The sequence below is a fragment of the Moraxella sp. CTOTU46711 genome (genome assembly GCF_031975715.1).
Taxonomy (GTDB): domain Bacteria; phylum Pseudomonadota; class Gammaproteobacteria; order Pseudomonadales; family Moraxellaceae; genus Faucicola.
The window spans coordinates 1-26,221 of the sequence record NZ_DALYMP010000006.1 but is presented as its reverse complement, the minus strand read 5'-3'; the positions used below and the strand labels follow the sequence as shown (position 1 = coordinate 26,221).

The following is a 26,221-nucleotide window of genomic DNA, read 5'->3' as shown; positions in this document are numbered from 1 at the left end:
AAGACAAGCATAATTTTAGGAGCGTTTTTTTATGTCAAAAAATGACATTGAGCCACATTGCTCGTTTTGTGGTAAAGCCAAACATGAAGTCAAAAAGCTAATTGCAGGTCAGGACGCCAATATCTGTAATGAGTGTATTGAACTGTGCGATGATTTAATCGCCGAATCAAAGTCATCGGGCAGCGACGGTAGTGATACCAATGAGCGTGAAAACTGGGCAGCGCGCAAATTGCCAACGCCCAAAGAAATTCGCAGCCACTTAGATGAGTATGTCATCGGTCAAGATAAAGCCAAAAAAACTTTGGCGGTAGCGGTTTATAATCACTATAAACGCTTAAAGGTGAGTGAAAAGCTGAGTGAAGATAAAGCGTTGACGACACTTGGTGCCGATGATGCGATGGTTGAGCTATCAAAAAGTAATATTTTGCTGATTGGTCCAACGGGCTCTGGCAAAACCTTACTGGCGCAGACCCTTGCTCGCCTACTTGATGTCCCGTTTGCGCTCGCCGATGCGACTACCTTGACCGAAGCGGGGTATGTCGGTGAAGACGTGGAAAACATCGTACAAAAACTGTTGCAAGCGGCAGAATTTGATGTCGAGAGAGCGCAAAAAGGCATTATCTATATCGATGAAATTGATAAAATCAGCCGTAAAAGCGAAAACCCTTCGATTACCCGTGATGTGTCAGGTGAAGGCGTACAGCAAGCGCTGTTGAAACTGATTGAAGGTACGGTTGCCAATATTCCACCGCAAGGCGGTCGTAAGCACCCAAACCAAGAGATGATTCAGGTCGATACCAGTAATATCTTGGTGATTTGTGGCGGTGCGTTTGCCGGTCTCGATAATGTCATTCAACAGCGTACCGAAAAAACCGGTATCGGTTTTAACGCTGAGGTAAAAGCCAAAGACAGCGGCAAAAAAACCGGTGAATTGTTCAAGCAAGTCGAGCCAGAAGATTTGATTAAATTTGGTCTAATTCCGGAGTTAATTGGTCGTCTGCCTGTGGTGGCGACACTGGAAGAACTGGATGAAGAAGCATTGGTACAAATCCTAACCGAGCCAAAAAATGCGCTGGTCAAACAATACGAATACTTGTTTGAGATGGAAAATGCGAAGTTATCGTTTACCGATGATGCGCTGGTGGCGATTGCCAAACAAGCGCTAAAGCGTCGTACCGGTGCTCGTGGTCTACGCTCCATTGTTGAAAACGCCCTGCTCGATACCATGTATGAACTGCCTTCAATGACACCCGGCAAAACCGTGACAGTCAATGAGGCAGTGATTGATAATAACCAATCGCCAGAGATTGTTTAACTGTTAGTGATTTTAAAAATAGCGAGTTAAAAAAACGTGCCACAGCAGCACGTTTTTTTATTTGGCTTAGTTTTTTATTTGGCTTAATCGGTACGAAAATCATTGTGGTTGTATGGCGTGCAAATCTCGAAGGACTTATTCTCTAATTGTAAACACGCCAACCTGTCTGTCATTTGATTAGGCAATAATTCAGTATGATTTCCCCAAAATTCTTCCCAATTCATCACACGGTAATCTTTTAGCCAGCGGTTTTGACGAATTGCAGGTTGATCGTTAATGGTGGCGATGCTAATTTGGTCATCACCCCTGTTTATCTCTGAAGTAAAAGGCATCAAAATTTTATCCGTTTTGGATAGGTATTTACGCTGGGTGTCTTTGGCAAATGTTTTGATAGTTTTGCCATTGGCTAGCTTAAAATTTCGCTTCGTCCACCAAACTTTGCCCGTGGCAGCGGTGGCTGTCATATTGCAAGCGAGTATTTGCTGTAATTTATCGTGGCTAAAAAGATAGCATTGGATTGATTTTGGGTCTAGCTTGTAAACTTCTGCATGGGTAATACCCATAAGACCTAAAACCAATCCTAAAGCAATCGCTAATTTTTTAATCATATGACCACCTGCAGCATTTAATCTTCAATCAACCAACCCTGTTGTACCGCAATGGCAATTTGCTCGGTTATCCAGTCGTGAATGATGGGAAAATCCTGTCTGATAAATGCTTGGGCGGCTTTGACTTGGGAGCGTTTGACTTGATGGTCTGTCCATGCACCGCCATCTGTCACCATATTGAGCATAAAGGGCAATAGCCTATCCACTACTTTAAGTAGTTTGCTTTCAGCACTATGACCTGTTTCTTGCTCATCCCACAGCGTTAACAATTCTGAAACGGGGTTGCCCATCATCGCTGCCAGTTTTTCAACGCCGATACGCTCATCAACATGCGCCTGTGAGCGTTTATCAGCATATAAGAATGTGTCACCCGCCTCAATTTCGCCCAAGTCATGGACCAGTGCCAGTTTGAGCAGTTTTTCATGATTGACATCCAGTTTGAAATGCTGCGCAACTGCCCAACACGCCATCGCCAAATGCCATGAATGCTCAGCTGAATTTTCAAGACGTCGTGGCGTTTCTTTAGACAGTTGGGTGGTATAGTTGCGGCGGTTGACTGATTTTAAGGCATCCAATGCCAACAGATAATCAATAAGTGGTTGCATCAAATACCTCTTAATCCTGCATGGTCTGAGTCGTATTCACTTGACTAGCGCTGAAATCGTTTTAAACGCTGGGTCTTCTGAGCTACGACACAGCTCAAATAAAATTGCTTCAGTGGTGGTGACGACCGCACCGGCACGGCGCATACGACGAATCGCAATTTTACGGTCATACAGGTCTCGCGAGCCCACCGCATCGGTGATAATGATGGGCTGCATACCGTTATCGAGTAAGTCTAACGCCGTCTGCATGACACAGACATGAGTTTCTGTGCCAAATAAAATCACATTGTTGCGATTTTGCTGGGCGATATGATGCCAAGAAGTTGGCGTATCACAGGCGCTAAAGGTTGTTTTTTCAAACACTGGCGTATTTTTTTCAGATAGTAACTGCGTCAACTCTGGCAAAGTATGCCCTAGTCCTTTGGGATATTGCTCATTAACCATAATGGGAATATTGAGCGCTTGTAGACCTTGAATCAAAATCGCTGTTTTTTTGAGTAATTTTCGATGTTCGGCAATATGGGGCGCAAGTTTTTCTTGTATATCAATCAGCATGGCTTGGCAGTCATTGCGCTCGATACGATAGGGTTTTGGGATAAATTTTGTTGTCATCTTCAGCTCCTTTGATGATGGTTCAACTTGGGTGGTTACAATCATTCGTATGTCACGAATGCTATACTATACTCTATTAAACAACGCCATTAAAAATTCATGGCATCATCTGCGGTGTCGACCACAGTTAACTGATAGTCTAAATGCCCTAAATAGCCATAATGTCCTTTTTCACTGAGTTCCGCAACAATAGTGACGTCATCACAATGCACCTGATCCATAAGCTTGGTTTGATGACTGGCTTGATTGTCAGTAGGTGTTTTATTGGACTGATACAGTGATTGGATACGCAGTAATGGGTCATTGAGCGCATAGGTAGCACCATCGGTGACAAAGGTCAAATACTCACCGACCTTGTGCACCTTACCTTTAAAATGCTGATTGGTGACAACCCCGCTAAATGCAGGGGTATATAAACGGCGCGCCCTATATTGCTGCTTGGCATATTGCCATGCGCCATAACTGCCTAGGACAGCAGTTACGCCCGTTGCCGCTGTGGCTGTCACACCGACGCCAATGAGTTTCGCGACAACGTGACGCTTTTTAGCTGTATTTTTTTGTTTGCGAGGCTGTGCTGAGCGCTTCGATTGTTGTGCTTGAGGCTCAGTCGCTTTGTTATTTTTTTTAACCATGAATGTCACTTTAAATGTCACTTTGAAAGTTGTTGTTTGATAAAAAATGCCAGTAATCACTTCAAAAAAAATTGATTAACTTATAGTAAAATGTTTTGGCAACATTTACCGCAACTTTTTGTTAGTATTATTTTTGCCAAATTTGCTTATATTTTGCAAGCAGCTGTTCGGGTGATTCAGGGCGCTCATCGTCTTTGATGATGCAATCAATCGGACAGACTTTGTCACAGGTTGGCTCATCATAGAACCCGATGCATTCGGTGCACAAGTCAGGATTGATGACGTAAGTTTTTTGTACTTTATTGTCGTAGCTAATGGCTTCATTTGGGCATTCGGGCTCACAAATGTCGCAATTGATACAGTCGGAAGTGATTTTTAGTGCCATGTCTTGTAGTCTGTTTTACCTTTAGCGATTAACACCTTTAGCGATTAACGATTGACACCGCACTTAGGCGCCATACATTGTCATCTTGCATCCACAATTCCTGCATGACATTTGCCGTCGGTTCATGCTTATAATACAAAGTGATCATACATTCGGTGAGTGAGAAAAAGTGATAGCGAACACGGTCAGGCAATAGCGGTTGAGACTGCCAGTCTCGAGATTGCCATAAGCTGTGTAAAATCTCATGCCAGCTGTCGCGAGTGTGGATTGCTTTACCGTTAACGAACCGAAAGTTGTCCGCCAAAGTCGTCTCAATGGTTTTAAAATCCTGTGATAAATATCCTTGGATAAACACATTACGGCGAAGTGCTAGGGCATCCTGCAATGCTTCAACATTCACCGCTTCAACAATCGTTGAAATGGTGTCTGATTTATTTTGCCGGTATGAGTGAACCACAAAAATTCCTTAACCTAATGCCTGATACCGCGACAACAAGACCAACTTAGGTAAAAATTGGCTCACTGACACTTTTCATGATTAGCGCAAATTGCAACACATCATCTTGCATCTCTTTAAACGGATTGGCAATTTGACACACCCAGCCAGAGCCTAAAGCGCCATCAATCGGCTCACCTTGTTTATTCCACATTTCTTTGAGTGGGTAGCTCAAATTACCTTGCGGCGTCATGATTTCGATGGTATCACCCACCATCAATTTATTCTTAATTACCAAGGTTAAGCGCGTTGGAGTAATGTCGCTAATCTCGGCAACAAACTGCTGATGATCGGTTTTTGATGACCCATATTCATAGTTTTGGTAATCACTATGTACGTGGCGACGTAAAAAGCCTTCGGTATAGCCGCGATTGGCGAGCCCATCGAGTGCGGTGATTAAGCCTGTATCAAATGGCTTACCAGCGGCGGCATCATCAATCGCTTGGCGGTACACTTGCGCGGTGCGCGCCACGTAATAATGCGACTTGGTACGGCCTTCGATTTTGAGTGAGTGCACCCCCATCTGGGTTAGCTCAGGCACTAGCTCAACGGCACGTAAGTCTTTAGAATTCATAATATAGGTGCCATGTTCATCTTCAAACATCGCCATCAATTCGCCTGGGCGACCTTGTTCTTCAATCAGTACCACTTCATCCGATGGCTGCTGTACATAGTCATCGCCCATCACCACATCACCATTTAGATTGATAGTTTGAATGGCATCTTCTTGCGTGGCTTGAGTAGGAACAAAAACTTCGGGGCTATTGATAGGTTGGCTGATAGGCTGCGTGGGCACGATATCGCCCGTTTCGTTTTCTTCTGCTTTATAGGTGTTGTATGACCAGCGACAGGCATTGGTACAAGTGCCTTGGTTAGCATCACGTTTATTGATATAGCCAGAGAGCAAGCAACGACCCGAATAGGCCATACAAAGTGCCCCATGCACAAATACCTCAATTTCCATATCGGGCACTTCAGCGATGATTTGCTCGATTTCTTTGAGTGATAATTCTCGGGACAAAATCACGCGGCTGACGCCCATTTGTTTCCAAAACTTGACCGTTGCCCAGTTCACCGCGTTCGCCTGCACCGATAGGTGAATTACCTGCTCTGGAAAGGCTTCACGCACCATCATAATCATCCCAGCATCTGACATAATCAGCGCATCGGGTTTCATTTCAATCACAGGGCGGATGTCTTCGATAAAGGTTTTAAGCTTGGCATTATGCGCTTGGATATTGACCACGACATAAAATTGCTTGCCCAGTGAATGGGCGTAGGCAATCCCTTTGGCAAGATTTTCCTCATCAAAATCATTATTGCGCACCCGCAAGCTATAGCGTGCTTGTCCCGCATAGACGGCATCTGCGCCATAGGCAAACGCATATTGCATATTACGAAAAGTGCCAGCAGGGCATAAAAGTTCAGGCTTACGGGTCATAACTATCCTTACAGCGTGTCATACAATGTGAAATTGTTGATATTATAACAAATTTGATAATCACGCGGAAAAAAACTTGAGTAATTTACTCGGAAATCATGCTAAAGCGGTTATAAAATATTCAACGATAAACCCGCACAGACTGCCATGGTCAGCTCAGCGACTTGCTCATCAAATGCACTTGACCATTCACCTTTTAATATCAAGGGCGGTTGTATCCAGCGCCAACGCAATCCCGTAATGATACTCTCTACCGCGCGCTTGCTACCTGTACCGTCAAGCCCAGCACGGATATAACACGCCACAGGCAGTCCTTGTTTTTGCTCAAGCACCGGGTAATAAATTCGCTCAAAAAAATCCTTGGTCAGTCCCGCCATATAACCAAAATTTTCGGTCGTGCCAATGATAATGGCATCCGCTTTTAACACATCTTCCACTTGGGTTTGTAAGGGTGTTTTAACAATCACAGTGACGTTATCAATATCCGCTAGCTGTGTGGCGGATTTTGCAACTTCTGCTAATCGCTGGGTATTATCTGATGGGGTATGTAATACCAATAGTAAATTTTTCATTTCACGCATATTGTATATCCTAAAATTTCATGATTACCCAATTTTGGCGAATAAAAAACCGCAAGGTGATGCGGTTTCAGTCAGCGGTTTAATCCGCAGGTGAGTCACGCCAAATATCAAGGACGGTGAATTTTATCGCCCACTTCCCCCATCATACCGCGTACTGTATTTAAGATATCGGCAGGCAGTACCACGGTTTTGGCATTCGGTGATTTTGACATATCAGTCATGGCTTTGATGTACTGCTCACCTAGTAGATATAGCAGCGGAATCTCGCGCTCGCCCACCGCTTCACTGATCAAGCGAATTGATTGTTCACTGCCTCGCGCCAGTACCACTTGCGCTTCGGCATCACGCCGTGACGCCTCAAGACGTCCATCGGCTTCTGCAATCGCCGCTTGGCGTTGCCCATCCGCTTTGGTCACTGTAGCACGGCGTTGACGCTCCGCAGCCGCCTGTTCTTCCATCGCCATTTGCATGGTGGATGATGGGCTAATATCTTGAATTTCCACGGTTTTTAGGGTAATGCCCCAATCGGCAATATCGTCAGAAATTGACATTTTTAGCGCGGCTTTAATTTGGTCACGCGATGATAACGCACTGTCAAAATCCATATCACCAATGATAGAACGCAGTGAGGTTTGTACCAAATTACGAATGCCTTGCTCGTAATTCTCAATACCATATACGGCGCGCTCTGGATGCACGATATTGATATAAGCCACCGCATTGGCGATAATCACGACGTTATCACGGGTGATTACCTCTTGCGATGGAATATCTAGCACTATGTCTTTGGTAGTCACTTTATACGCCACGTTATCAACATAAGGAATGATAAAATTCAACCCAGGCTCTAAGGTCTGATGGTATTTTCCCAAACGCTGTACAATCCATTTAAACCCTTGTGGTACGATTTTCACCCCTTTATAAAGGGTAAATAGCACAAAGGCGACCAAAAAAATACCAATACCGCTCAACGCTTCCATAACAATTCCTTTATTGATGCCTATTAATGCCTATTGATGCTTGGTGGACTCTACAAGCAACTCATTTCCAATGACATCCACCACAATGGCTCTATCGCCAACTGCCAGCGGTGCGCTTTGATAGCTACGACACACCCACTCATCCGCCCCAAAAATTGGTACACTAAAACGAATCTTGCCCAATTTATCTGCTTGCGGACTTTGAATAATCATGCCTGTTTCCCCGATGATAACCCCCGAACCCAATCCTGCTGTGGTACGATTTTGCATATACGGCTTGATAAATTTAAAACCAATGATAGTAAAAATCACCGATAGTATCAGCCATACCATCAGCCAAAAAAACCAGCTAAACGGTAATATCCATGACAAAGCGGCCACCACAATCGCCGCCACGCCAATCGATAAACTCACAAAACTGGTCAAGAATAGTTCAAGAATAATCAGCACTAACCCCAAAATCAGCCAGTGCCAAGGCTCAATTAGCATATCCCCACCTTGATTTTTACTATACCAAACCCATTATGCAAGATTATGAATTTAAAAACAAATGCCGTCATTTAACCCGCCATCTTTGTCACATTATGCACCATCATCGGCTATCAACTGCTTGACCGTACAGACCGCTAATTGTGGTTAATGATTGCACAAAGATGCCTTTTTTCCTATAGTGGTCAATGACCCTTTCATCTCTAGAGTCCCAAAAAATACGATGAGCCTTGATGCCCTCAAACTTAGTAACCAGTTATGTTTTCCCATTTATTCACTGTCAAAAAGTATCACTAACCACTATCGTCCCCTGCTAAAAGCCTTGGATTTGACCTATCCACAGTACCTTGTCATGCTGGTGCTATGGGAAAAAAGTCCACAAACCGTCGGCTCATTGGGCGATTTTTTAGACCTTGATACCGGCACACTTACTCCTTTATTAAAGCGTCTTGAAAGCAAAGGCTTTGTGCACCGTGAGCGTGCCACCCAAGACGAACGGGTGGTACAAATATCGCTCACTGCCAAAGGGGATGCCTTAAAAGTTCAAGCTGCGTCCATTCCTGGGGCTATGTTGGCTGCCATGCAGTTAGATGACGAAGCTATAGATCTGCTACAGCAAGTGGCGCAAAAACTCTGCCCGACTCATACAGAGGTGTGTACCCACAATATATCACCCAAAAACCATTAAACAAATTTTTAGCGTTAAGTGCTATCTGCCTATGTCTTATCTATTATCATGCGTCTTGTTAGGGTATCGTTAGATTTAGCATTTTTAGTGATTTGTTATTAGTTTGTATGCAGCGTGTGAGAATTTGATTACAGTGTCTAGGCACTGAAAATTATATTGTGTAAAATATAATTTTTTAAAACTTAAATATTAAAACCTAAATACTGTGGCGAATGTTGTAACGTTTATCGCCGATTTTTTCATTCATTCATGCAATTTAACAATTCAAAATAAGGTACTCTTATGAAAATTTTTTATAAAACCCCAACCGCGATTTCAACCGGTGGCCGCTCAGGTCATGTTGCACTAGAAGATGGTTCACTGGGCTTTGATTTACAAACCCCTGAGCAAAATAGTACAGGCGTCAACCCAGAAAAATTATTTGCCATGGGTTATGCCGCTTGTTTTGACAATGCCTTGACTCATGTGGCACAGCGGATGAAGCTAGAAGGCGTCAGCTCAAAAACCTCAGCGGTTGTGGGACTGGGCATGAATAGCCAAGGTGGTTATGCGCTTGACATCGATTTGTATATTGAACTTAGCGGCGTCAGCGAAGAACAAGCGAAAGACTTGGTTGAAACGACGGACAAAGTCTGCCCGTATTCCAATGCCGTGCGTGGCAATGTTGACGTACGCCTTCATACCAAGGTCGTGGCATGATTACCCTATATACCCTAAACCAGTCTCGCTCGCAGCGCATCGCTTGGCTGCTTGAAGAATTGGGGGTGGCTTACAAAGCAGTGATTTTTGAGCGCGACAGCCAAACCAAGCTAGCCCCTGAAGACCTAAAGCAAATCCATCCGCTTGGTAAAGCCCCCATCATTACGGACGACGACACTGGCGAATTGACAACCATCGCTGAAAGTGGCGCGATTGTTGAATACCTGATTGACAGGTATGGGCAAGGCAAATTAAAACCTGCCATCAATACCGCAGATTATACTGATTACCTACAATGGATACACTATGCTGAAGGCTCTTTAGCTTTTGCCTTAATTGCCAACATGTACGCAGGGGATAAGTTTTCTGAATTTTGTCAAAGCCAAGTGGGTTTACAGCTAGGTTATGTCGAGCAGCATTTGGCTGAGCAAGCCAAAAGTGGCAACGCTTGGTTTGTTGGTAATACATTGACAGGGGCAGATATTTTGATGAGCTTTCCGCTACAAGCTGCGCTCGCTGATCTGCCAAAAGACCAGTTCCCACACATTCACCGTTTTGTTGAGCAAGTTGAAAGCCACCCAAGCTATCTAAAAGCCAATGCTAAAATTGGCAAAATCGAGCTTGAAAAACTTGGGCAATAATCTTTATCACTATATTACTTTATCACTACTATATTAGGAACATTTCATGTCACTGATTGAGAATTTACAATGGCGCCATGCCGTCAAAGCCTTTGATCCAAACCAAAGCGTGAGTCAAGAAAATATCGACAAAATCATCGAAGCCGCCCGACTGGCGCCCACCTCATCGGGATTGCAGCCCTTTAAAGTTATCGTGGTCAAAAACCAAGCCATCAAGGCGCAGCTAGTGGCCGGTGCGCTCAATCCTGACTGTATGAAAGAATGTTCTCACGTGCTTGTTTTTGCAGGTTGGCAGGATTATAGCGCCGAAAAAATTGATACCGTGTATGACATGACCACAGATGAGCGTGGCTTGCCTAGAGGACGTTTTGATAGTTATACTTCCATGCTCAAAGCAAGTGTGGCTAAAAAAAGCGCAGACGAAAACTTTGAACATATCGCTCGCCAAGCTTACATTGGCTTGGGACTTGCGTTGGCACAAGCAGCAGAGCTTAAAGTAGACAGTTGCCCTGCCGAAGGCTTTGATCCTAAGCTGATTGACGAGGTATTAGGTTTAGAGAAATTGGGGCTAAAAAGTATCGTAATCATGTACGTGGGTGTTTCAGATCCAGCACGTGATTGGATTGCGCCTATGGCAAAAGTACGCGTAGCTACTGAAGATTTTGTTATTGAATACAATTAATTCATCAGCTAGCAAAAACCTCTAAGAAAAACCCTCTAAATAGCTTATTTAGAGGGTTTTTTATATCTACACCGGGCAAGTGATGTTGGTTAAAGCAATTTGTACGGGGATAAATTTCATGATAAACGGATTTTTTTAATAATCATCTTTATTGACAGCGAACCGGTAGGTTGACAATACCCACCACAGGTACGCCATTTTTGGTAAAGGGGTTAAATTTGCCGCTTTTAGCTTGCATAGACAGTTGTCTATCGACTCTGACATTGCCGGTCGATTTGGCTAAAGTGACGCTGGTTGGATTGCCTTGTTTGTCCACTGTGTAGCGAATAATAGCCGTCAATGCGCCGTTTTCCAGGTCTTCACTATGACAGCTAAAGCTAGGTTGCCGTCGCCAACTTGCTTGCCCTGCCGAAAAGCTCACAGGTGAATTATTTTGAGCTTGCTCGGCTTCTTTATCCTTGTCGGCTTGTTCTTGTCTTGCCTTTTCAGCTTTCGCCCTAGCTTCATCTGCTTGTCTGGCTTTGGCATCAGCTAGCGCTTTTTGACGATCTATTTCTGCTTGTTTGCGCTCCAATTCTTGTTGCCGTTCCAATTCTTGTTGTTGTTTTAAGTCTTGCTGTCTGGCAAGTGCTTGTTGGCGCTCAAATTGTTGTTTTTGCGGTTGTTCGGCTCGCTCATTGGCGAGGGCTAGTTGCCTTGCCATGACAATGTCTTGGTCAACTTGTGGCGGCTTAACGATCGGATTGTCTGCTGGTTTCGACAGTTCGGGTAACGGTTTAATCGGTTGTTCTACAGGTTTTTTAGCAATCGGTTTTTCGACTGTTTTCTCAATAGGCTTGCTGATGGGTTTTTCTATCGGCTTTTCTTCTGGTTTTTCTTCCACTTTTTCTATGGGCTTTTCTGTTGGCTTTTCGACGGGCTTAGGTAGTTGTTTTATCGGTTTTGGCTCGGCTGTTACCGCCATCTCTTTAGGCTTGTCTGCCGCAGGTGGTGGCGCGATAAAGCTAATTTCTAACGGTGGCGTGACATTGGGCGGTTTGATATTAGGCGTTGCCATATTTGCCAAGCTAATCGCTACGATACCGTGTAAGCTCAATACGCCAATCAGTGCCAACGTGCCCGACTTTTTATCGAATATGGCGCTAATATCGTTTGAGAAATGGGCTTGACTAAAGTTAGCGTGAGGTTGGATAGGCATAGTTATAGGGCTGTATGATTAAGGAAAGTCTTGAAATCGCTGTATTATAGTGTGAATGAGAATCGTTATCAATATCTTAAATGATATTAATTCTTATTTATAAAAATTAATGATAATTATTATCATCAATGCTATGATTTGCTATTTTAAAACTTTTACCTTGGGCAAATCATGTTAACCACCCAATCGCTTACCGTCATGCGCCAACAAAAAACCCTTTTACACAACATCAATGTCACCATTGATAAGGGAAAAATCTACGCCTTAATTGGGCATAACGGCTCGGGCAAATCGACCTTAATTAAAGCTTTGGCAGGGGAAACCACCCCCACTAGCGGACAGATTTTATTACAGGATTTTGCTGACAAATCAATCTTTGATTTACCGCCAAAAACCTTCGCCCAACAAGTCGCCTATTTACCGCAAAAATTGCCTGATGCTAGTCAATTTACGGTTGCCGAACTGGTGATGTTAGGGCGATACCCTTATCAAAAATGGCTACAAAAGCCTACGCCACAAGACCATACTAAGGTGCGCGAAGCAATGGCGCTGACCCAAGTCACGCCGTTTGCCGAGCAATCAGTGGCGACGCTATCTGGGGGAGAGCGCGCCAGGGCGTGGCTTGCCATGTGTATCGCCCAAGATACGCCCTATCTGCTACTTGATGAGCCACTTGCCCCGCTCGATATCGTCTATCAAGTTGAAATACTGCGTCTCATTCGTGATTTGGCAAGGCAGAAAAACAAGGCGATTGTGATTATTATTCACGATATTAATCTTGCGGCACAGTTTTGTGATGAGTTTATTGCGTTAAAAAACGGCAAGCTTTGTCATGTTGGTGATATCGCCAGTACCATGCAACCGCAAGTGCTTGACCAGATTTTTGGTATCAATTTGCATTTATTAAGTCACCCAGTCACCGGTAATAAAGTGGCGGTGGTGTGATGAGAGCTTTTTGCTTGTTGATTGTTTTGTTTTTTTTGACAGCTTGCCAGCCTCAGGGGGCTTTAAAGTTTGAAGCACCGCCCGCAGATGCTCACAGCGTCAAAGTCATCACCCCTGATTGGGCGGTGGCTTCGACACTCACTGCCCTAGGCTATCCACCGATTGCCACAGGCGATACCAAAAGTTACCGTGAATGGGTGGGCACGCCCTCGCTACCAAGCGATATCATCGATATTGGGGAGCGATTCACCCCAAACTTTGAACGGCTTGCCCAACTCATCTCACCTTCTAACAATATCGTGATTATTGATAATGATTTTTATGCCCACCTAAGACCTGCTTACGGCAAGACGCCCCATAAGTCGGTGAGTTTTATGTCAAAAAACGCGATAGCGACTTGGCAGGACTATGCTGAACCGACACTTCAGCTAGGTGAAATTATTCATCAGCCGCAACGCGCCCAGCAATTTTTAACCCAGTCAAAAAAACAGCTTGGCGAGCTTGGTGCGACATTTCGCCAGAAGTATCCCCACATCAAAAAAATTGCGGTGGTGCAGTTTGCCGATAGCAATAATTTGCGGATTTATACCAACAATAGCTTGTTTCGACCGACATTTGAGGTGATGGGGTTAAATTTGATTACCCTTGAGGATCAGATGGGCAAAGGCAATCTTTGGGGATTTAATTCGCTGGCATTGAGTGATTTGGCAAAACTTGATGATGATACCTGTTTGGTAGTGGTTGAGCCGTTTAGCCCCATGCTACGTCAAGAATTAGCCAAAAATTTGCTGTGGCAGCGGCTAGGCTATGGCGCAAGGGCTAAAAATAGTCGCTGTATGGCAGTATTACCGCCGATTTGGCTGTATGGCGGTGTGTCTTCTATGGTGGTATTTGGCGAGCGATTAAATCAGGCTCATTGGTTAGGAGGCAAGGCGCATGGGTAATAAAACTAGGCTTCAACATAATCAGCGAGATAACCAGCGAATTACCAAGCCCTTTAATGCCCCTGCCTGTGTGCTTTTTAGTGGCTTAATGTCGCTGGTTTTAATAACCACAGCTTTAGTTCTTAAAACCACTTGGCATGATTCATTGGGGTTATTATTTGCCCGTTCACAGTCGCTAAGCTTAGCGCAAATGGTGGCGCAGTTACAAATTTTGCCGACTATGTTAGTGGCGATATTTGCCGGGGGATTGCTAGGCGTAGTCAGTGTCTTGCTACAGCAATTGGTCAAAAATACCCTTGCTTCAGATAGTACGCTTGCGGTAGGGACAGGTGCACAATTGGCTTTATTAATTGTGACGCTGTTTTTTCCCAGTTTTGGCTTGTATGGTAGCTTTTGGGTGGCATTTGTTGGCGCATTGCTGAGTATGGGCTTGGTGTTTGCGATTGCTGCCAACAGTCGTATGAATCCTGTGGTGCTCATTTTGGGTGGTTTGGTGGTCAATATTTTGTTTTCTGCTATATCCTCACTGTTGATGATTTTTTTCTCAGAAAGGGTTATGGGCGTCATGGCATGGGAAAGCGGTAACTTAACCCAAACCAGTTGGCAAAATAGCCAGTTTTTTGTGCTAATAAGCCTAGTCCTGCCCGTTATCTTGTTATTTTTGGTCAAACCTTTAACCATCATGAGCCTTGATGAACGCCAAGCCAAAGCCTTGGGCGTGCCTGTGGCTGCTGTGCGTATGATGGTAGTAACCCTTGTTGCGGTAGTCACTGCAAGCGTGGTAAGCCGCGTGGGCGTTTTAAGTTTTGTCGGCTTGGCTGCGGCAAGTGTCGTTAATGTAGTAGCGATTCGCCCGATTGGGCAACGCTTAATGGCAGGATTTACGTTTGGGGCGATGCTGTTGTGGCTCACTAATAACGTTGTGATGCTGCTGTCGCCCTGGTTCAAACCATTACTTAATATAACGCTGCCTGTGGGGTCGGTCACAGGAATATTAGGTGCCGGGTTGATTATTTGGTTGGTCATTCGACAAAGTAAACAGCCCATGATTGTCGAACAAAGCCCTAGCCTGCTGGTCGGCAAACGCCGATATTTTGGTGGCGGTTTTTGGGTGGTTGCGGTCGGGTTGTTGCTGCTTGTGACGGTAGGCGTATTAGGTGTTTCCCCTGATGCGATGGGCAGTTTTGGGTGGCATACCGAGGCAAGTTTTATCGAGAGTTTTCGCCTGCCGCGTACCTTATCGGCAATGGCAACAGGTCTGATGCTGGCTACGGCAGGGGTGCTATTACAAAACTTGACTCGAAATCCGATGGCAAGTCCTGAAGTGATGGGCATCAGTTCAGGTGCAGCATTGGGAGTAGTATTGGTGTTCGTGCTCAGTCCAGTGATACTAGGCACACTGGGACTGGCAACCGATTCTTTTTGGGCATTGGGATTGCCTTTATTGGGCGGGCTGTTAGGTGCGGGTTTGGTGTTACTGTTGGTTTTGTGGCTTGCTCGTCGGCTATCCTCAAGCTATTTGTTACTCGTGGGTGTGGCGATTTCTGCATTGATGGGCGGTATTTTAACTTTAATCAAACTGTCAGGCGATCCTCGCTTACAAGCGATGCTTAATTGGCTATCGGGTACCACATATCATGCTTATCGTGTGACGGCGTGGGCATTAATGGTCATTGGTGCAGTGTTATTTTTGCTCAGTTTTTTGCTACTAAAGCCGCTTAGGGTGATTAGCCTAGATGAAACGATGGCTCGCAGTTTGGGCGTATCAGTAAAACGTAGCGAAATACTGATTTTTATTCTTGTAGCAGTGTTAAGCACTGTTTCGACACTGGCGGTTGGACCGCTAAGTTTTATTGGATTGATGACGCCGCATTTAGCCAAGACACTCGGGGCGGTGCAGTTGCCTCATCAATTAGCCTTATCAGCGCTACTGGGCGCAGGATTGATGTTGATTGCTGATTGGGTGGGACGTTACGCGATTTTTCCCTATGAAATACCTGCTGGCACAATCGCTTCCATCGTAGGCGGTTTATATTTTTTATGGTTGATGAAAGGTATGAAAAATTAAACAGATAACTTCTTTGGTTACGCTATCATTATTTATTGTAAATAGAAATAATAATTGTTATCATTCGCAACAATGTTTTATCCATTGTCTTTTGAGTGATTGAATATGCGTTTATCCCTATTATCTTTAGCCGTGCGTTCGTCTTTGGCAGCAAGTACGATTGGCTTATTATCAACCGCGGCGATGGCAGAAGAAGCAAATACCACGGATGCTGCCACAGAAACCCTACTCGATGAAATCGTGGTTACTGCAAGTGCAGATGCGTCAAAAACTGGTTTGCCGCCCGCCTATCAAGGTGGGCAAGTCGCCACAGGTAGCCGTATCGGTATTTTGGGTAATAAATCGACCATGGAAACGCCTTTTTCGACCACAGCCTATACCAATGACTTTATTTTAAATAAACAAGCGGATTCTGTTGGCGATATCCTAAAAAAAGATTCAACGGTGCGTGTGGCTCGTGGCTTTGGTAACTTTCAAGAAGCTTATCTCATTCGCGGATTTGTCACCAACTCTGACGATACCATGATGAACGGCTTATACGGCATTATGCCCCGTCAATCTATCGCAAGCGAGCTATTTGAGCGGGTCGAAGTACAACGTGGCGCTAGTACCTTCCTAACTGGCATGGCACCCGGGGGTAGTAATAAAGGGGGCACAGTCAATTTGCTGCCAAAGCGTGCCACTCAAACGCCGATTCGTAAAGTCACTATCAGCAGCGAAAATGCCGAAAATGGTAAAATTGCCATAGACGTGGGACAACGGTTTGGCGCAAATCAAGCGTATGGTGTGCGTGCCAATGTCGCCTATCAAGACGGCGGTACAGCAATCGATAATGAAAAATCCAAATTGGGTTTGGTCGGTTTGGGTTTAGATTATCGCCAAGATAACATGCGGTTATCGGCAGATTTGGGCTATCAAAATAACGAGCTGCAAAAAACACGCACCAATGTCACCTTGTCAGGTTTGACCCGTGTACCCAATGCCGCTGATGCCAAAAGCAACTGGTCGCAACCGTGGAGTTATTCAAATGAAAAAGATGTGTTTGGCACATTACGGGCTGAATATGACCTTAGCCCAAATTTGACTGCGTATGGCGCATATGGCTTTCGTCATGGCGAGGAAGAAAACTCGCTTGCTAATTTGACGGTCACCAATCTAAATGGTGATGGCACCACCTACCGCTTTGACAATGCTCGTGAGGACGACATCAACACAGGCGAAATCGGTATCCGTGGTAAACTGACCTCAGGCAAAATCAACCATAACTGGGTAGTGTCTGGCAATATCTATAAAGCACAGACAAAAGCGCCTTATCAATTTGATTGGCAAAACACGCTGACGACCAATTTATATCACCCAACCTCGTACGCCAAACCCAGCTGGTCAGCGGCGGCGTTGGCAGGTGGCGATATCGACCATCCTACCAAGACAGGCGAAACCACGCTCACCAGTGTGGCATTGGCAGACACCCTAGCCTTCATGGATGATAAACTTCAAGTGACTTTGGGGGCAAGACACCAAACCATTGAAGACGAAAGTTTTGACCCCACCACCCAAGCCAGCAATGGTAAATATAAAGAAAGTAAAACCACGCCTGCGTTTGCCCTATTATATCGCCCAAGCGATGAATGGTCAGTCTTTGCTAACTATATGCAAAGCCTCAGCAAAGGCGAAACTGCCCCTCTCACCACCACCATTGATGGCGTAGCAACTGAGCTGACCAATGCAGGTCAAGCCATGTCACCGTACGTCACCAAACAAAGCGAAATCGGCGTGAAATACGACCGTGGCGTTATCGGTGCAGGTCTCACCGTTTTTCAAACCAACAAGCCGCGTTATACTACCGTTGATACCACCTTTGAAGCGCATGGCAAAAACCAACATAAAGGCATTGAGCTCAATGTATATGGACAACCCACCGCCAATATGCGAGTGCTAGGCGGCGTGACCTTCCTTGATACCCAACAAAAAGACACCGGTAGCGATGCCACTGAAGGGAAGCAAGTTATCGGTGCAGCGAAAAACCTGTTAAATCTAGGGCTAGAATATGACTTACCCCAAGTAGATGGCTTAACCTTAACAGGCGATGTCATCCATACCGGCAAACGTTACGCCAATGATGCCAACACCCTAACAGTCGATGGCTATACCACTGTGGATTTGGGCGCGAGATATAAAACCCAACTTGCGGGTAAAGCAGTCACGCTCAAAGGGGTGATTGCTAACGTCACCGATAAAGACTACTGGTCATCGGTAGGCGGTTATGAAAATACGGCAGGTGACAACGGTGCAGGCTATCTTACCTTAGGTGAGCCACGCACATTGAAGCTGTCAGCGACCTTTGATTTTTAATTTGACACATCGTTAACGTTTGCCATCGGATGAAGCTTGCTTTGTCCGATTTTTATTTGAGACTGCCTAAAAAATAAAAGCTAAACAGGAAATACATGTTCCCCACTATCATGCCCCTTATGACCCTCATCTGGCAACAGCACCGCTTTGCCTTTATCAAAGTCATCTTGCTCAATCTGCTTAATGCCTTGGTGAATGTCGCTATTATCGCCTTTATTAACCGTTTTTTAATCGTAGCAGTCGGCACTGATAATAACCTCTTAGGCAGTTGGCAGATATTAGCGGTATTTTTGGTAGCGATTATGGGTTTATTAGCGACAACGTTTATGTCACAGCTTGCCTTGACTAAGTTAGGGCATCGCTTTGTGTTTGAATTGCGTTCGCAACTGATAAAACGTATCTTAGACACTTCAATCGCCCAAGTCGAAAAAATCGGTAGTGCCAAGCTGTTAGCCAGCTTAACTACCGATGTGCAGTCGATTACCGTGGCGTTTGTACGCTTGCCTGAGCTGGTACAAGGGGTGATTATCTGCACAGCGACTGCGGTTTATTTGGGGTTTTTATCTCTGCCAATGCTGCTTGTGGTCATGGGGTGTATTACGCTGACCATTTTTATCAGCAGTAAACTTGTGGGTCATGTGTATGCCCATTTAGCCACATTACGAAATATCAATGATGCACTGTATCAAGATTATCAAGCGGTGATTGATGGACGAAAAGAACTTGCCTTAAATCGTGAACGTGCCAACCGTCTATTTACCCATGATTATCAACGCCACGCAAGCGACTATTTCAGCCATATTGTCAAAGCCGATACTTTTCATTTATCAGCTGTAAGCTGGTCAAATATTATGATGTTTGCCGTAATTGGGGTGATTTATGCCCTAGCCAATATTTATCACTGGGTGGATGCGGCCACCGCGACTACGTTTGCCCTCACCGTATTATTTATCCAGTCGCCTCTACTGATGGCGATTGGGGCATTTCCCACCGTGCAAACGGCTAAAGTTGCCTTGGAAAAAATACAATCATTACAGCTTGCCGACTATAGCCCCGATTTTGATACCCAAATTTTAACCCCAAATTGGCAAGTCATTACTTTTAAAAATATAAATTATCACTATGACAATAGCGCAAATTTTGGCTTAAAACATATCAACTTTACTTTAAAACGGGGCGAAGTGGTGTTCTTAATTGGCGCCAATGGTAGCGGAAAATCTACACTTGCCAAGCTCATCACAGGGTTATATCAGCCTAAATTTGCGGAAAACACCGGTATTTTTATCGATAATCAGCCTGTCGCCTCAGAACATTACCCCCATTATCGCCAGTTATTTTCAGCGATTTATAGCGATTTTTATCTGTTTAAAACTGTGATGGGAAGCGCGCAAAATGCGCCCAACGCCGAGTTAATCGACAATTGGCTTGATATCTTAGCCATCAAAGAAAAAGTCAGCGTCACCGATAACCAACTTAGCGCCACCGAACTTTCGCAGGGGCAGCGCAAACGCCTTGCCATGCTGCTTGCTGTCGCCGAAGAAAAGTCTATTTTACTGCTTGATGAATGGGCTGCCGACCAAGACCCTGCCTATCGCCGTGTGTTTTATCACACTATTATTCCCATGTTGCAAAAAATGGGCAAAACGCTTTTTATTATTAGTCATGATGACAGCTATTTTGAAAAGGCTAATAGATTGTTGATGATGAAAAATGGCGAACTCAGCGAGCTGACCGGTTTGCAACGCGAAAAAGCCAGTCTAGATGCCATTACAGTGATTGGCGGGCATTAAACAGTCGACATGGACTGCTCTAAAACCTCGTAAAAGCGGATTAAATGTAATTGCAAATGAGAATAATTATTGTTATTATTTTCATTAATTTTACCATACTGTAAATTTCTGTAATTATTTATTGTGGCGGAGTCACTTATGCGTTTATCTTTTTTATCAGTAGCAATACGTGCTAGTTTAGCGGTGGGTATCAGCCATGTTTTTACCAGTCAAGTGCTGGCAGACGTTGCAGCCAATAGCGAAGATGCACCTGAAACCACATTAGATACCTTGGTCATTCGTAGTGATGCTTACCGCACCACCGCTACCAAGACCGCCCTTGACCCCGAAAAAACCCCCATGAGTTATTCTCGTATTGAGCAAGAGACATTGCAGCAACGCCAAGCAGACAGTGTCGCGAGTGCGCTGCGTTATGAGCCAGGTGTCAGTAGCGAAAGTCGTGGGACAGTTGGAATTTTTGATGAATATACCCTGCGTGGTTTTAAGAATTATTCCAACTTTTATGACGGCATGCGGCTGCCGTATGATGGAACTTGGAATTTAATGCCCCAAGTCGATGCTTATGCCACCGAAGCCGTGGAAGTACTCAAGGGACCTGCTTCGTCACTGTACGGCTATAATGAGCCGGGTGGTATGGTCAATCAAATCGCCAAGACCCCAAAAAACACCCCCGAAAACGAAATCAGACTACGCGCAGGCACCAATAATCTTAAAGAAATCGCCATTGACAGCACAGGTCCTATTAACGATACCACCAATTATCGCATGGTGGCATTAGCCCGTGAAAAAGACGGACAAATGCAAACGACCGAAGAAAAACGGGTGCTACTTAATCCCTCTATCGAATACAAACCGAGCAACAATATCTCGGTGCTTGCCAATTTGTATTATCAAGATGACCCTCATCAAGTCCCTTCTACCCCACTACCAAGTGTTGGCACAGTGTATAAAGCCAGTTATGGTAAGCTAGACGCGGATGCCTACGCAGGCGATAAATGGAATGATTTTAGTAAAAAAGTCTTTATGCCAAGCGAGACCATCAACTGGAAAATCAATGATTTGTTAACCTTTAAACATACCTTGCGTTACACCGATGCCGATGCCCAACAAAAAAACACCTACCATCAAGGCTTTAGCGAGGGCTCAGACAGCCAGCTTATACGCACGGCCTACACGACCGATGAAAAAATGACCAACTGGGCAACCGATAACCAACTGGCTTATAGTCTGATTACCGATAATGCCTCACACAATTTATTATTGGGTGTGGACTATCAAAAAACTGACAGCACCGCTAAGTACGCAGATGCCATGTACAATGACATACCCATCATCGATTTAAGCGATCCTGATTATGATTTATTTAGCAAAACTGCCCTTAGTTTGACAGGCTATCAACAAACCGATGATATTGAGCAAAGTCAATTCGGCGTTTATCTACAAGATGAAATGCAATGGAACAAGCTTACTGTGGTCGCAGGGTTACGCCATGATGACTATAAAAGCACCACCAAAACCACTGCCACAGGTAGTAATGCAAAAACCACCGTCAACGAAGCCAACCAAACATCCGGGCGATTGTCAGCCCTGTATCAACTTGACAATGGGTTTGCTCCCTATGTCAGCTACGCTCAGTCATTTCAACCATTATTGGGCGTCAACTATATTACAGGTGAAGCCTTTAAACCCACCACCGCCAACCAAGTTGAAGTCGGCATAAAATACAGCTCAGCGGATAAAGCCACCAAAGCCACGCTATCTGCCTACGATATCACGCGCAAAAATGACAAGGTCACTGCCATCGACTGGACCAAACAAACCCAAACAGGTGAAACTAAATCAAAAGGTTTTGAAATTTCTGCCGATCATCGTTTCAACGATTGGCTGAATGTGGGTGTCGGCTATGGTTATGTCGATGCTGAAATCACCAAGGATGAGTTTAATCCCCAACTGGTCGGAAATACCCCGCAACAAATTGCCAAGCACAATGCCACACTGTGGGCAAGTATGAAACCCAACGCCAAAACCGCGGTGCAAGTGGGTGTGCGCCACATCGCTGGGATGCAGATTGATAGAGAAAACTCAGATACCTTACCAAGCGTCACCTTGGTGGATTTGGCTGGCAATTATCAAATTAACCCCACGTTCGATGTGGGCTTGACTGTCAGTAACTTGTTTGACAAAACCTACGTGGGTAGTTGTTATGACCGCAATAATTGCTGGATGGGCGCTGAGCGACAAGCCAGTGTTAGCTTAACAGCGAAGTTTTAATCATGTTCATAAATCTAAACAGAGGACTTGTTACCCCAAGTCCTTTCCTTATCGCCCTTTAACAAAAATTACATTCTATGCACCCAGAAAATCTGACTTTATTTGATGACCCCGAAATTGCCGACATCATCGATCACATCAACGAAGACCACAGCGATGATATGAAGCACATGGCGTTAGGCTTGCTAAACTTAACCAAGGTTCAGCAAAAAACCTTGCAAAATGTGACCTTACGCCAAATCTATCAACAAGGCTTGCTCTTGGATTTGCAATTTGCGCAAAACGAGCCGCACTTAGACAATCAACTTTTGGCATTTAGTGAGCCGACCCAAACCCTTGAAAAATTTAACGACCAATATGTCGCCTTATTGCAGCGTAGTGACCGCAAACGAGGTAAAAAGACCATTGACATCAAGCAGCGTCAATTTTGCCTGCAAAGCGTGGAAGCGGTTAGTCACCATATGTATCGTTTGACAGTGCAAACCGATAGCGATTTATCCGATTTACCGGCAGGTTATGCGTTTTTATTTGATGTCAAACTGCCCGCCACCGACCTAAAAAAACACCCCCGCCCATACCGCTATTATACGCTTCGCAAGGCATGGCAAACCGTCAATGAAAACGGCGAAACGCAAAATCTTGCTTGGATAGATATTTATTGTCATGGAGAAAAAAACGGCGAAATCAGTCTTGGCGAAACTTGGGTAAAATCGTTAAAAACAGGCGATGTTTTTACCAGTGAGCGAGAATTCCCCGAAAAAATCGACCATCTCGATGTTAATCAGCCACAGGGACAAAGTCTATTAGTCGCTGATGAAACCTCACTGCCGACCGTAGCCAGACTGTTAGAGCAGTCGCCAATGAGCGAGCAGACAACACCGCCGATTGTACTGACCTTTTTGCAAAGCCAGCAAGATTTGGCTTATTTAGAAGACGTTTTAGCCCAGTATCCTGCAACGGTGTTGCCAATTGTCGCGGATGATAACCAACTGCCCCATACGCAGATTTTTACGACCCTACAAGATTTTTTACAACAACATCCTCACAAAATTGACCACATCTGGGGTGGTCTTGAAGCGACAACAACGAAAAAACTGCGTTCGCTATTGGATGAGTTATTACAGTTAAGTCGGGATAATAGCGTACTAAAAGTGTATTGGCGAGCAAGCTAACGGCTATCTCGGAATTGGGCAGACAATCAGATGCGTCTTTGGGTGTTTGGTCGTAACAATTGGTTGTTTGCAGGGTCACTTGACGGTAGGCAGCGGGCAGCGAATTTTATTAGCCCCTATTTATTCATCATTTTGTCACGCAACCTTTCTATGATATTTCACAAATTTATCAACGCTCTTATTTGAGCCTAATTTAGTGAGCGATCATGAACTATAAGACCCATCATTATAAAACCCATCATTCTAAGAATATGCAAATCAAGCGCATTTGCCTCACCACATCCATGATTGTAGCAAGCATGTCACTTGTTGCTTGTAATAACAATGATAATGATAGTAATGACCCTAAACCCCAGCAAATCGCTACCAATACGAACCTTAACTTTACTATTCTTGAAACGTCAGATTTGCATAATAATGTCATGAGTTATGATTATTACAAATTGACAGAAGATAAAAGTTTGGGGCTTGAGCGAACTGCAACGCTTATCGATAACGCTCGTAGTGAATCTGCCAATAATATCTTGCTAGATAACGGTGATACCATTCAAGGTAGTGCTTTAGGTGACTATCAAGCAACGGTGAACCCTGTCAAATGCGACGAAACACTGGGCATTTATAAAGTTATGAATGACCTAAAATATGATGCAGGTACGATTGGTAACCATGAATTTAACTATGGATTGAACTATCTTAATCAAATTACAGGCAGTCAGTTTAATGTTGATGGCATAACCGCAAGTGCCAGTGCTTGTAAAGGACCTAACTTCCCCTTAGTTTTATCCAATGTCATTAGCGCTCGCAATAATCAGCCACTGTTTAAGCCTTATAAAATCATTACCAAAACCTTTACGGCAACCACACCAGATGGTAAAACAGTTACCGTACCGCTAAAAATTGGTATCATTGGATTTACCACACCCGGTATTATGCAATGGGACAAAAAATGGCTAGACGGCAAAGTCACTACCGCCGGTGCAAAAGAAATGGCAGAAAAGTATGTGCCACAAATGAAAAATGAAGGTGCAGATGTCATTGTCGCCTTGTCACATGGTGGTATTGATACCTCACCATACAGCCCAACGATGGAAAACGCCAGTTGGCATCTATCGCAAGTGGCAGGTATTGATGCGATTTTGATGGGACACACACATCAAGTATTTCCTGATGCTAGTAGCAAAGACACCCGCCTAGACCAAGCAGGTATTGATAAAGTTAATGGCTTGTTAAACAACGTCCCTGCAGTCATGCCAAGCTTTTGGGGTAAAGGGTTAGGCGTCATCAAATTGAATCTAACCTTTGATGGTCAAAAATGGGTCGTCAATAAAAACAATACCAAAGTGGAAGTGCGTACTATCCAAAATGCTGATAAAACTTTTGTCGCAGCTAACGCGCGAGTGGCTCAATTAATTCAAGCAGAACATAATGCCACTATTAATTATGTCAAAACCCCAATCGGTACATCCGATTTCTCAATGACTTCTTACTTTGCTGATGTGGGTGATGTATCAGCGATTCAAGTGGTCAACCAAGCACAAGCCAATTATATCAGCGATTATATTAACGCCAATTTGCCACAATATAAAGATATCCCTGTCTTATCGGTGAGTGCCCCATTTAAAAGCGGATTTGCAGGGGGTTCAGATTATACGGATGTTGCTCAAGGCAATATCGCCATTAACAATGCGGCTGATTTATACCTGTATCCAAATACCGTGTTTGCAGTAAAAATAAAAGGCAGTGATATCAAAAAATGGCTAGAGAATTCTGCCAAACGCTTTAATCAAATAAACCCAAGCCTTACTACGCCCCAAGCGTTAATCAGCACTTTTCCTGGGTATAACTTTGATATGTTTACCTCAGCCGATGTGCAATATGAGATTGATGTGACTAAACCTATCGGTAGCCGTATCCAAAACTTAACCTACAAAGGCAAGCCGATTGAAGACAACGCACCATTTATCATCGCAACCAATAACTATCGTGCATCAGGTCTAAAGGAATACTACAGCATCAATAGTACCAATGTAGTCGAATCCCCTGATGCCAATCGTGATGTGCTGATTAACTACATCAAAGCGGCTAAGAATTTATCATTAACCAATAATGGTAGCAGTCGTAGCTGGCGGTTTGTCAAAGTAAAAACAGCGGGTCCTGTAACCTTTAAATCGAGTGCAAATAAAATTGACTTTGCCCAAAAAGCAGGATTAACCAATATTAGCGTCGTAAATAATGACGACGGTTCAAATAAAGGCTTGGCAGATTATGCGATAGATTTATCAAAATAATCGCCAAAAAACTTGTATTTTATTTATCGTTAAAAAGTGTGGCAACTGCCACACTTTTTCTTTTTCTATTTTATTAAGCTTTAAAAGGTACAACAAAAGGTACAGCGGATAAGCTTTGACATGCCATCCTTCTTACGTTTATACCGGATTTTACGACACTTGTGTTTTGTTGTTTGGTGTTCATAAAGGTAGTGTCTCAGCGTTTTAGGTTTCCGACAATACGAAATATAAAACGTCTTGAGAAAGTACAAAGCAAAAAAACACCCCCTTACTGATGTAAGGGGGGGTGTTTTGGAATAGGGAGCTGACGATGACCTACTCTCACATGGGCGAACCACA

The 26,221-nt window shown here is 44.2% G+C and carries 24 protein-coding genes; 13 read left to right on the top strand and 11 right to left on the bottom strand.

What is annotated here, in order from left to right; all coding sequences use genetic code 11:
* Window positions 1–31: 31 nt before the first annotated feature.
* Window positions 32–1,315 (top strand): ATP-dependent protease ATP-binding subunit ClpX, encoded by a 1,284-nt coding sequence (gene clpX / locus RTJ53_RS08770; protein WP_312276644.1) that lies wholly within the window; start codon window positions 32–34, stop codon window positions 1,313–1,315.
* 83 nt (window positions 1,316–1,398) lie between these two features.
* On the opposite strand, the gene RTJ53_RS08765 is transcribed toward clpX, so the two are convergent.
* The 10 genes from RTJ53_RS08765 to RTJ53_RS08720 form a co-directional block, all read right to left on the bottom strand.
* Complete coding sequence (locus tag RTJ53_RS08765; protein WP_312276643.1) at window positions 1,399–1,923, bottom strand: hypothetical protein; 525 nt, start codon at window positions 1,921–1,923, stop codon at window positions 1,399–1,401.
* A gap of 17 nt (window positions 1,924–1,940) precedes the next feature.
* The gene (locus tag RTJ53_RS08760; RefSeq protein ID WP_312276642.1) at window positions 1,941–2,528 is read right to left on the bottom strand and encodes an HD domain-containing protein; all 588 of its coding nucleotides are present in this window, start codon (window positions 2,526–2,528) and stop codon (window positions 1,941–1,943) included.
* A 36-nt stretch (window positions 2,529–2,564) separates the two neighbouring features.
* Window positions 2,565–3,140 (bottom strand): hydrolase, encoded by a 576-nt coding sequence (locus RTJ53_RS08755; protein ID WP_159768459.1) that lies wholly within the window; start codon window positions 3,138–3,140, stop codon window positions 2,565–2,567.
* 89 nt (window positions 3,141–3,229) lie between these two features.
* Window positions 3,230–3,772, bottom strand: coding sequence for a hypothetical protein (locus RTJ53_RS08750; RefSeq protein WP_312276641.1), 543 nt, complete (start codon window positions 3,770–3,772; stop codon window positions 3,230–3,232).
* Between the two features lie 127 nt (window positions 3,773–3,899).
* Window positions 3,900–4,157: a YfhL family 4Fe-4S dicluster ferredoxin gene (locus RTJ53_RS08745; protein ID WP_007117256.1), complete on the bottom strand. Its 258-nt coding sequence runs from the start codon at window positions 4,155–4,157 to the stop codon at window positions 3,900–3,902.
* A gap of 37 nt (window positions 4,158–4,194) precedes the next feature.
* Window positions 4,195–4,614, bottom strand: a complete 420-nt coding sequence (locus RTJ53_RS08740) for a hypothetical protein (RefSeq protein ID WP_312276640.1) — start codon at window positions 4,612–4,614, stop codon at window positions 4,195–4,197.
* Window positions 4,615–4,660: 46 nt separating this feature from the next.
* Window positions 4,661–6,094: a prephenate-dependent tRNA uridine(34) hydroxylase TrhP gene (gene trhP / locus RTJ53_RS08735; protein ID WP_159675790.1), complete on the bottom strand. Its 1,434-nt coding sequence runs from the start codon at window positions 6,092–6,094 to the stop codon at window positions 4,661–4,663.
* Between the two features lie 110 nt (window positions 6,095–6,204).
* Window positions 6,205–6,675 carry a flavodoxin family protein gene (locus RTJ53_RS08730; RefSeq protein WP_312276639.1) on the bottom strand — a complete coding sequence of 157 codons (471 nt, stop codon included), beginning with the start codon at window positions 6,673–6,675 and terminating at the stop codon, window positions 6,205–6,207.
* Window positions 6,676–6,782: 107 nt separating this feature from the next.
* A complete protein-coding gene (locus tag RTJ53_RS08725) occupies window positions 6,783–7,655 on the bottom strand; it encodes an SPFH domain-containing protein (RefSeq protein WP_062332668.1) in 873 nt (290 codons plus the stop codon).
* Between the two features lie 30 nt (window positions 7,656–7,685).
* Window positions 7,686–8,144, bottom strand: coding sequence for an NfeD family protein (locus RTJ53_RS08720; protein ID WP_312276638.1), 459 nt, complete (start codon window positions 8,142–8,144; stop codon window positions 7,686–7,688).
* Window positions 8,145–8,367: 223 nt separating this feature from the next.
* On the opposite strand from RTJ53_RS08720, the gene RTJ53_RS08715 reads away from it, so the two are divergent.
* The 4 genes from RTJ53_RS08715 to RTJ53_RS08700 all read left to right on the top strand — a co-directional run bounded on the left by RTJ53_RS08715 (window position 8,368) and on the right by RTJ53_RS08700 (window position 10,854).
* On the top strand, window positions 8,368–8,832 hold the full coding sequence (locus RTJ53_RS08715; protein WP_312276637.1) for a MarR family winged helix-turn-helix transcriptional regulator: 465 nt from the start codon (window positions 8,368–8,370) through the stop codon (window positions 8,830–8,832).
* 282 nt (window positions 8,833–9,114) lie between these two features.
* Window positions 9,115–9,531 carry an Ohr family peroxiredoxin gene (locus tag RTJ53_RS08710; protein WP_312276636.1) on the top strand — a complete coding sequence of 139 codons (417 nt, stop codon included), beginning with the start codon at window positions 9,115–9,117 and terminating at the stop codon, window positions 9,529–9,531.
* Complete coding sequence (locus RTJ53_RS08705; RefSeq protein WP_312276635.1) at window positions 9,528–10,172, top strand: glutathione S-transferase family protein; 645 nt, start codon at window positions 9,528–9,530, stop codon at window positions 10,170–10,172. Before RTJ53_RS08710 ends, RTJ53_RS08705 begins: the two co-directional genes overlap by 4 nt.
* A 46-nt stretch (window positions 10,173–10,218) precedes the next feature.
* Window positions 10,219–10,854 (top strand): NAD(P)H-dependent oxidoreductase, encoded by a 636-nt coding sequence (locus RTJ53_RS08700; protein ID WP_007117265.1) that lies wholly within the window; start codon window positions 10,219–10,221, stop codon window positions 10,852–10,854.
* 148 nt (window positions 10,855–11,002) lie between these two features.
* Here the strand turns inward: RTJ53_RS08700 and RTJ53_RS08695 are convergent, their stop codons facing one another.
* Window positions 11,003–12,052, bottom strand: coding sequence for an energy transducer TonB family protein (locus tag RTJ53_RS08695; protein WP_312276634.1), 1,050 nt, complete (start codon window positions 12,050–12,052; stop codon window positions 11,003–11,005).
* A gap of 171 nt (window positions 12,053–12,223) precedes the next feature.
* Between RTJ53_RS08695 and RTJ53_RS08690 the strand changes: the two genes are divergently transcribed.
* The 8 genes from RTJ53_RS08690 to RTJ53_RS08655 all read left to right on the top strand — a co-directional run bounded on the left by RTJ53_RS08690 (window position 12,224) and on the right by RTJ53_RS08655 (window position 25,882).
* Window positions 12,224–12,997, top strand: a complete 774-nt coding sequence (locus tag RTJ53_RS08690) for an ABC transporter ATP-binding protein (RefSeq protein ID WP_128680341.1) — start codon at window positions 12,224–12,226, stop codon at window positions 12,995–12,997.
* Window positions 12,997–13,941 (top strand): ABC transporter substrate-binding protein, encoded by a 945-nt coding sequence (locus tag RTJ53_RS08685; RefSeq protein ID WP_312276633.1) that lies wholly within the window; start codon window positions 12,997–12,999, stop codon window positions 13,939–13,941. The genes RTJ53_RS08690 and RTJ53_RS08685 overlap by 1 nt, the downstream gene beginning before the upstream one ends.
* Entirely contained in the window at window positions 13,934–16,009 is a 2,076-nt protein-coding gene (gene fhuB / locus RTJ53_RS08680; RefSeq protein ID WP_312276632.1) for a Fe(3+)-hydroxamate ABC transporter permease FhuB, read from the top strand. The genes RTJ53_RS08685 and fhuB overlap by 8 nt, the downstream gene beginning before the upstream one ends.
* Window positions 16,010–16,114: 105 nt before the next feature.
* On the top strand, window positions 16,115–18,361 hold the full coding sequence (locus tag RTJ53_RS08675; RefSeq protein WP_312276631.1) for a TonB-dependent receptor: 2,247 nt from the start codon (window positions 16,115–16,117) through the stop codon (window positions 18,359–18,361).
* 110 nt (window positions 18,362–18,471) lie between these two features.
* On the top strand, window positions 18,472–20,151 hold the full coding sequence (locus RTJ53_RS08670) for a multidrug ABC transporter permease/ATP-binding protein (protein ID WP_312276630.1): 1,680 nt from the start codon (window positions 18,472–18,474) through the stop codon (window positions 20,149–20,151).
* Window positions 20,152–20,289: 138 nt separating this feature from the next.
* Window positions 20,290–22,422: a TonB-dependent siderophore receptor gene (locus RTJ53_RS08665; RefSeq protein ID WP_312276629.1), complete on the top strand. Its 2,133-nt coding sequence runs from the start codon at window positions 20,290–20,292 to the stop codon at window positions 22,420–22,422.
* A gap of 77 nt (window positions 22,423–22,499) precedes the next feature.
* Window positions 22,500–23,594 carry an SIP domain-containing protein gene (locus RTJ53_RS08660; protein WP_312276628.1) on the top strand — a complete coding sequence of 365 codons (1,095 nt, stop codon included), beginning with the start codon at window positions 22,500–22,502 and terminating at the stop codon, window positions 23,592–23,594.
* 206 nt (window positions 23,595–23,800) lie between these two features.
* Complete coding sequence (locus tag RTJ53_RS08655) at window positions 23,801–25,882, top strand: bifunctional 2',3'-cyclic-nucleotide 2'-phosphodiesterase/3'-nucleotidase (RefSeq protein ID WP_312276627.1); 2,082 nt, start codon at window positions 23,801–23,803, stop codon at window positions 25,880–25,882.
* Window positions 25,883–26,221: the final 339 nt, after the last annotated feature.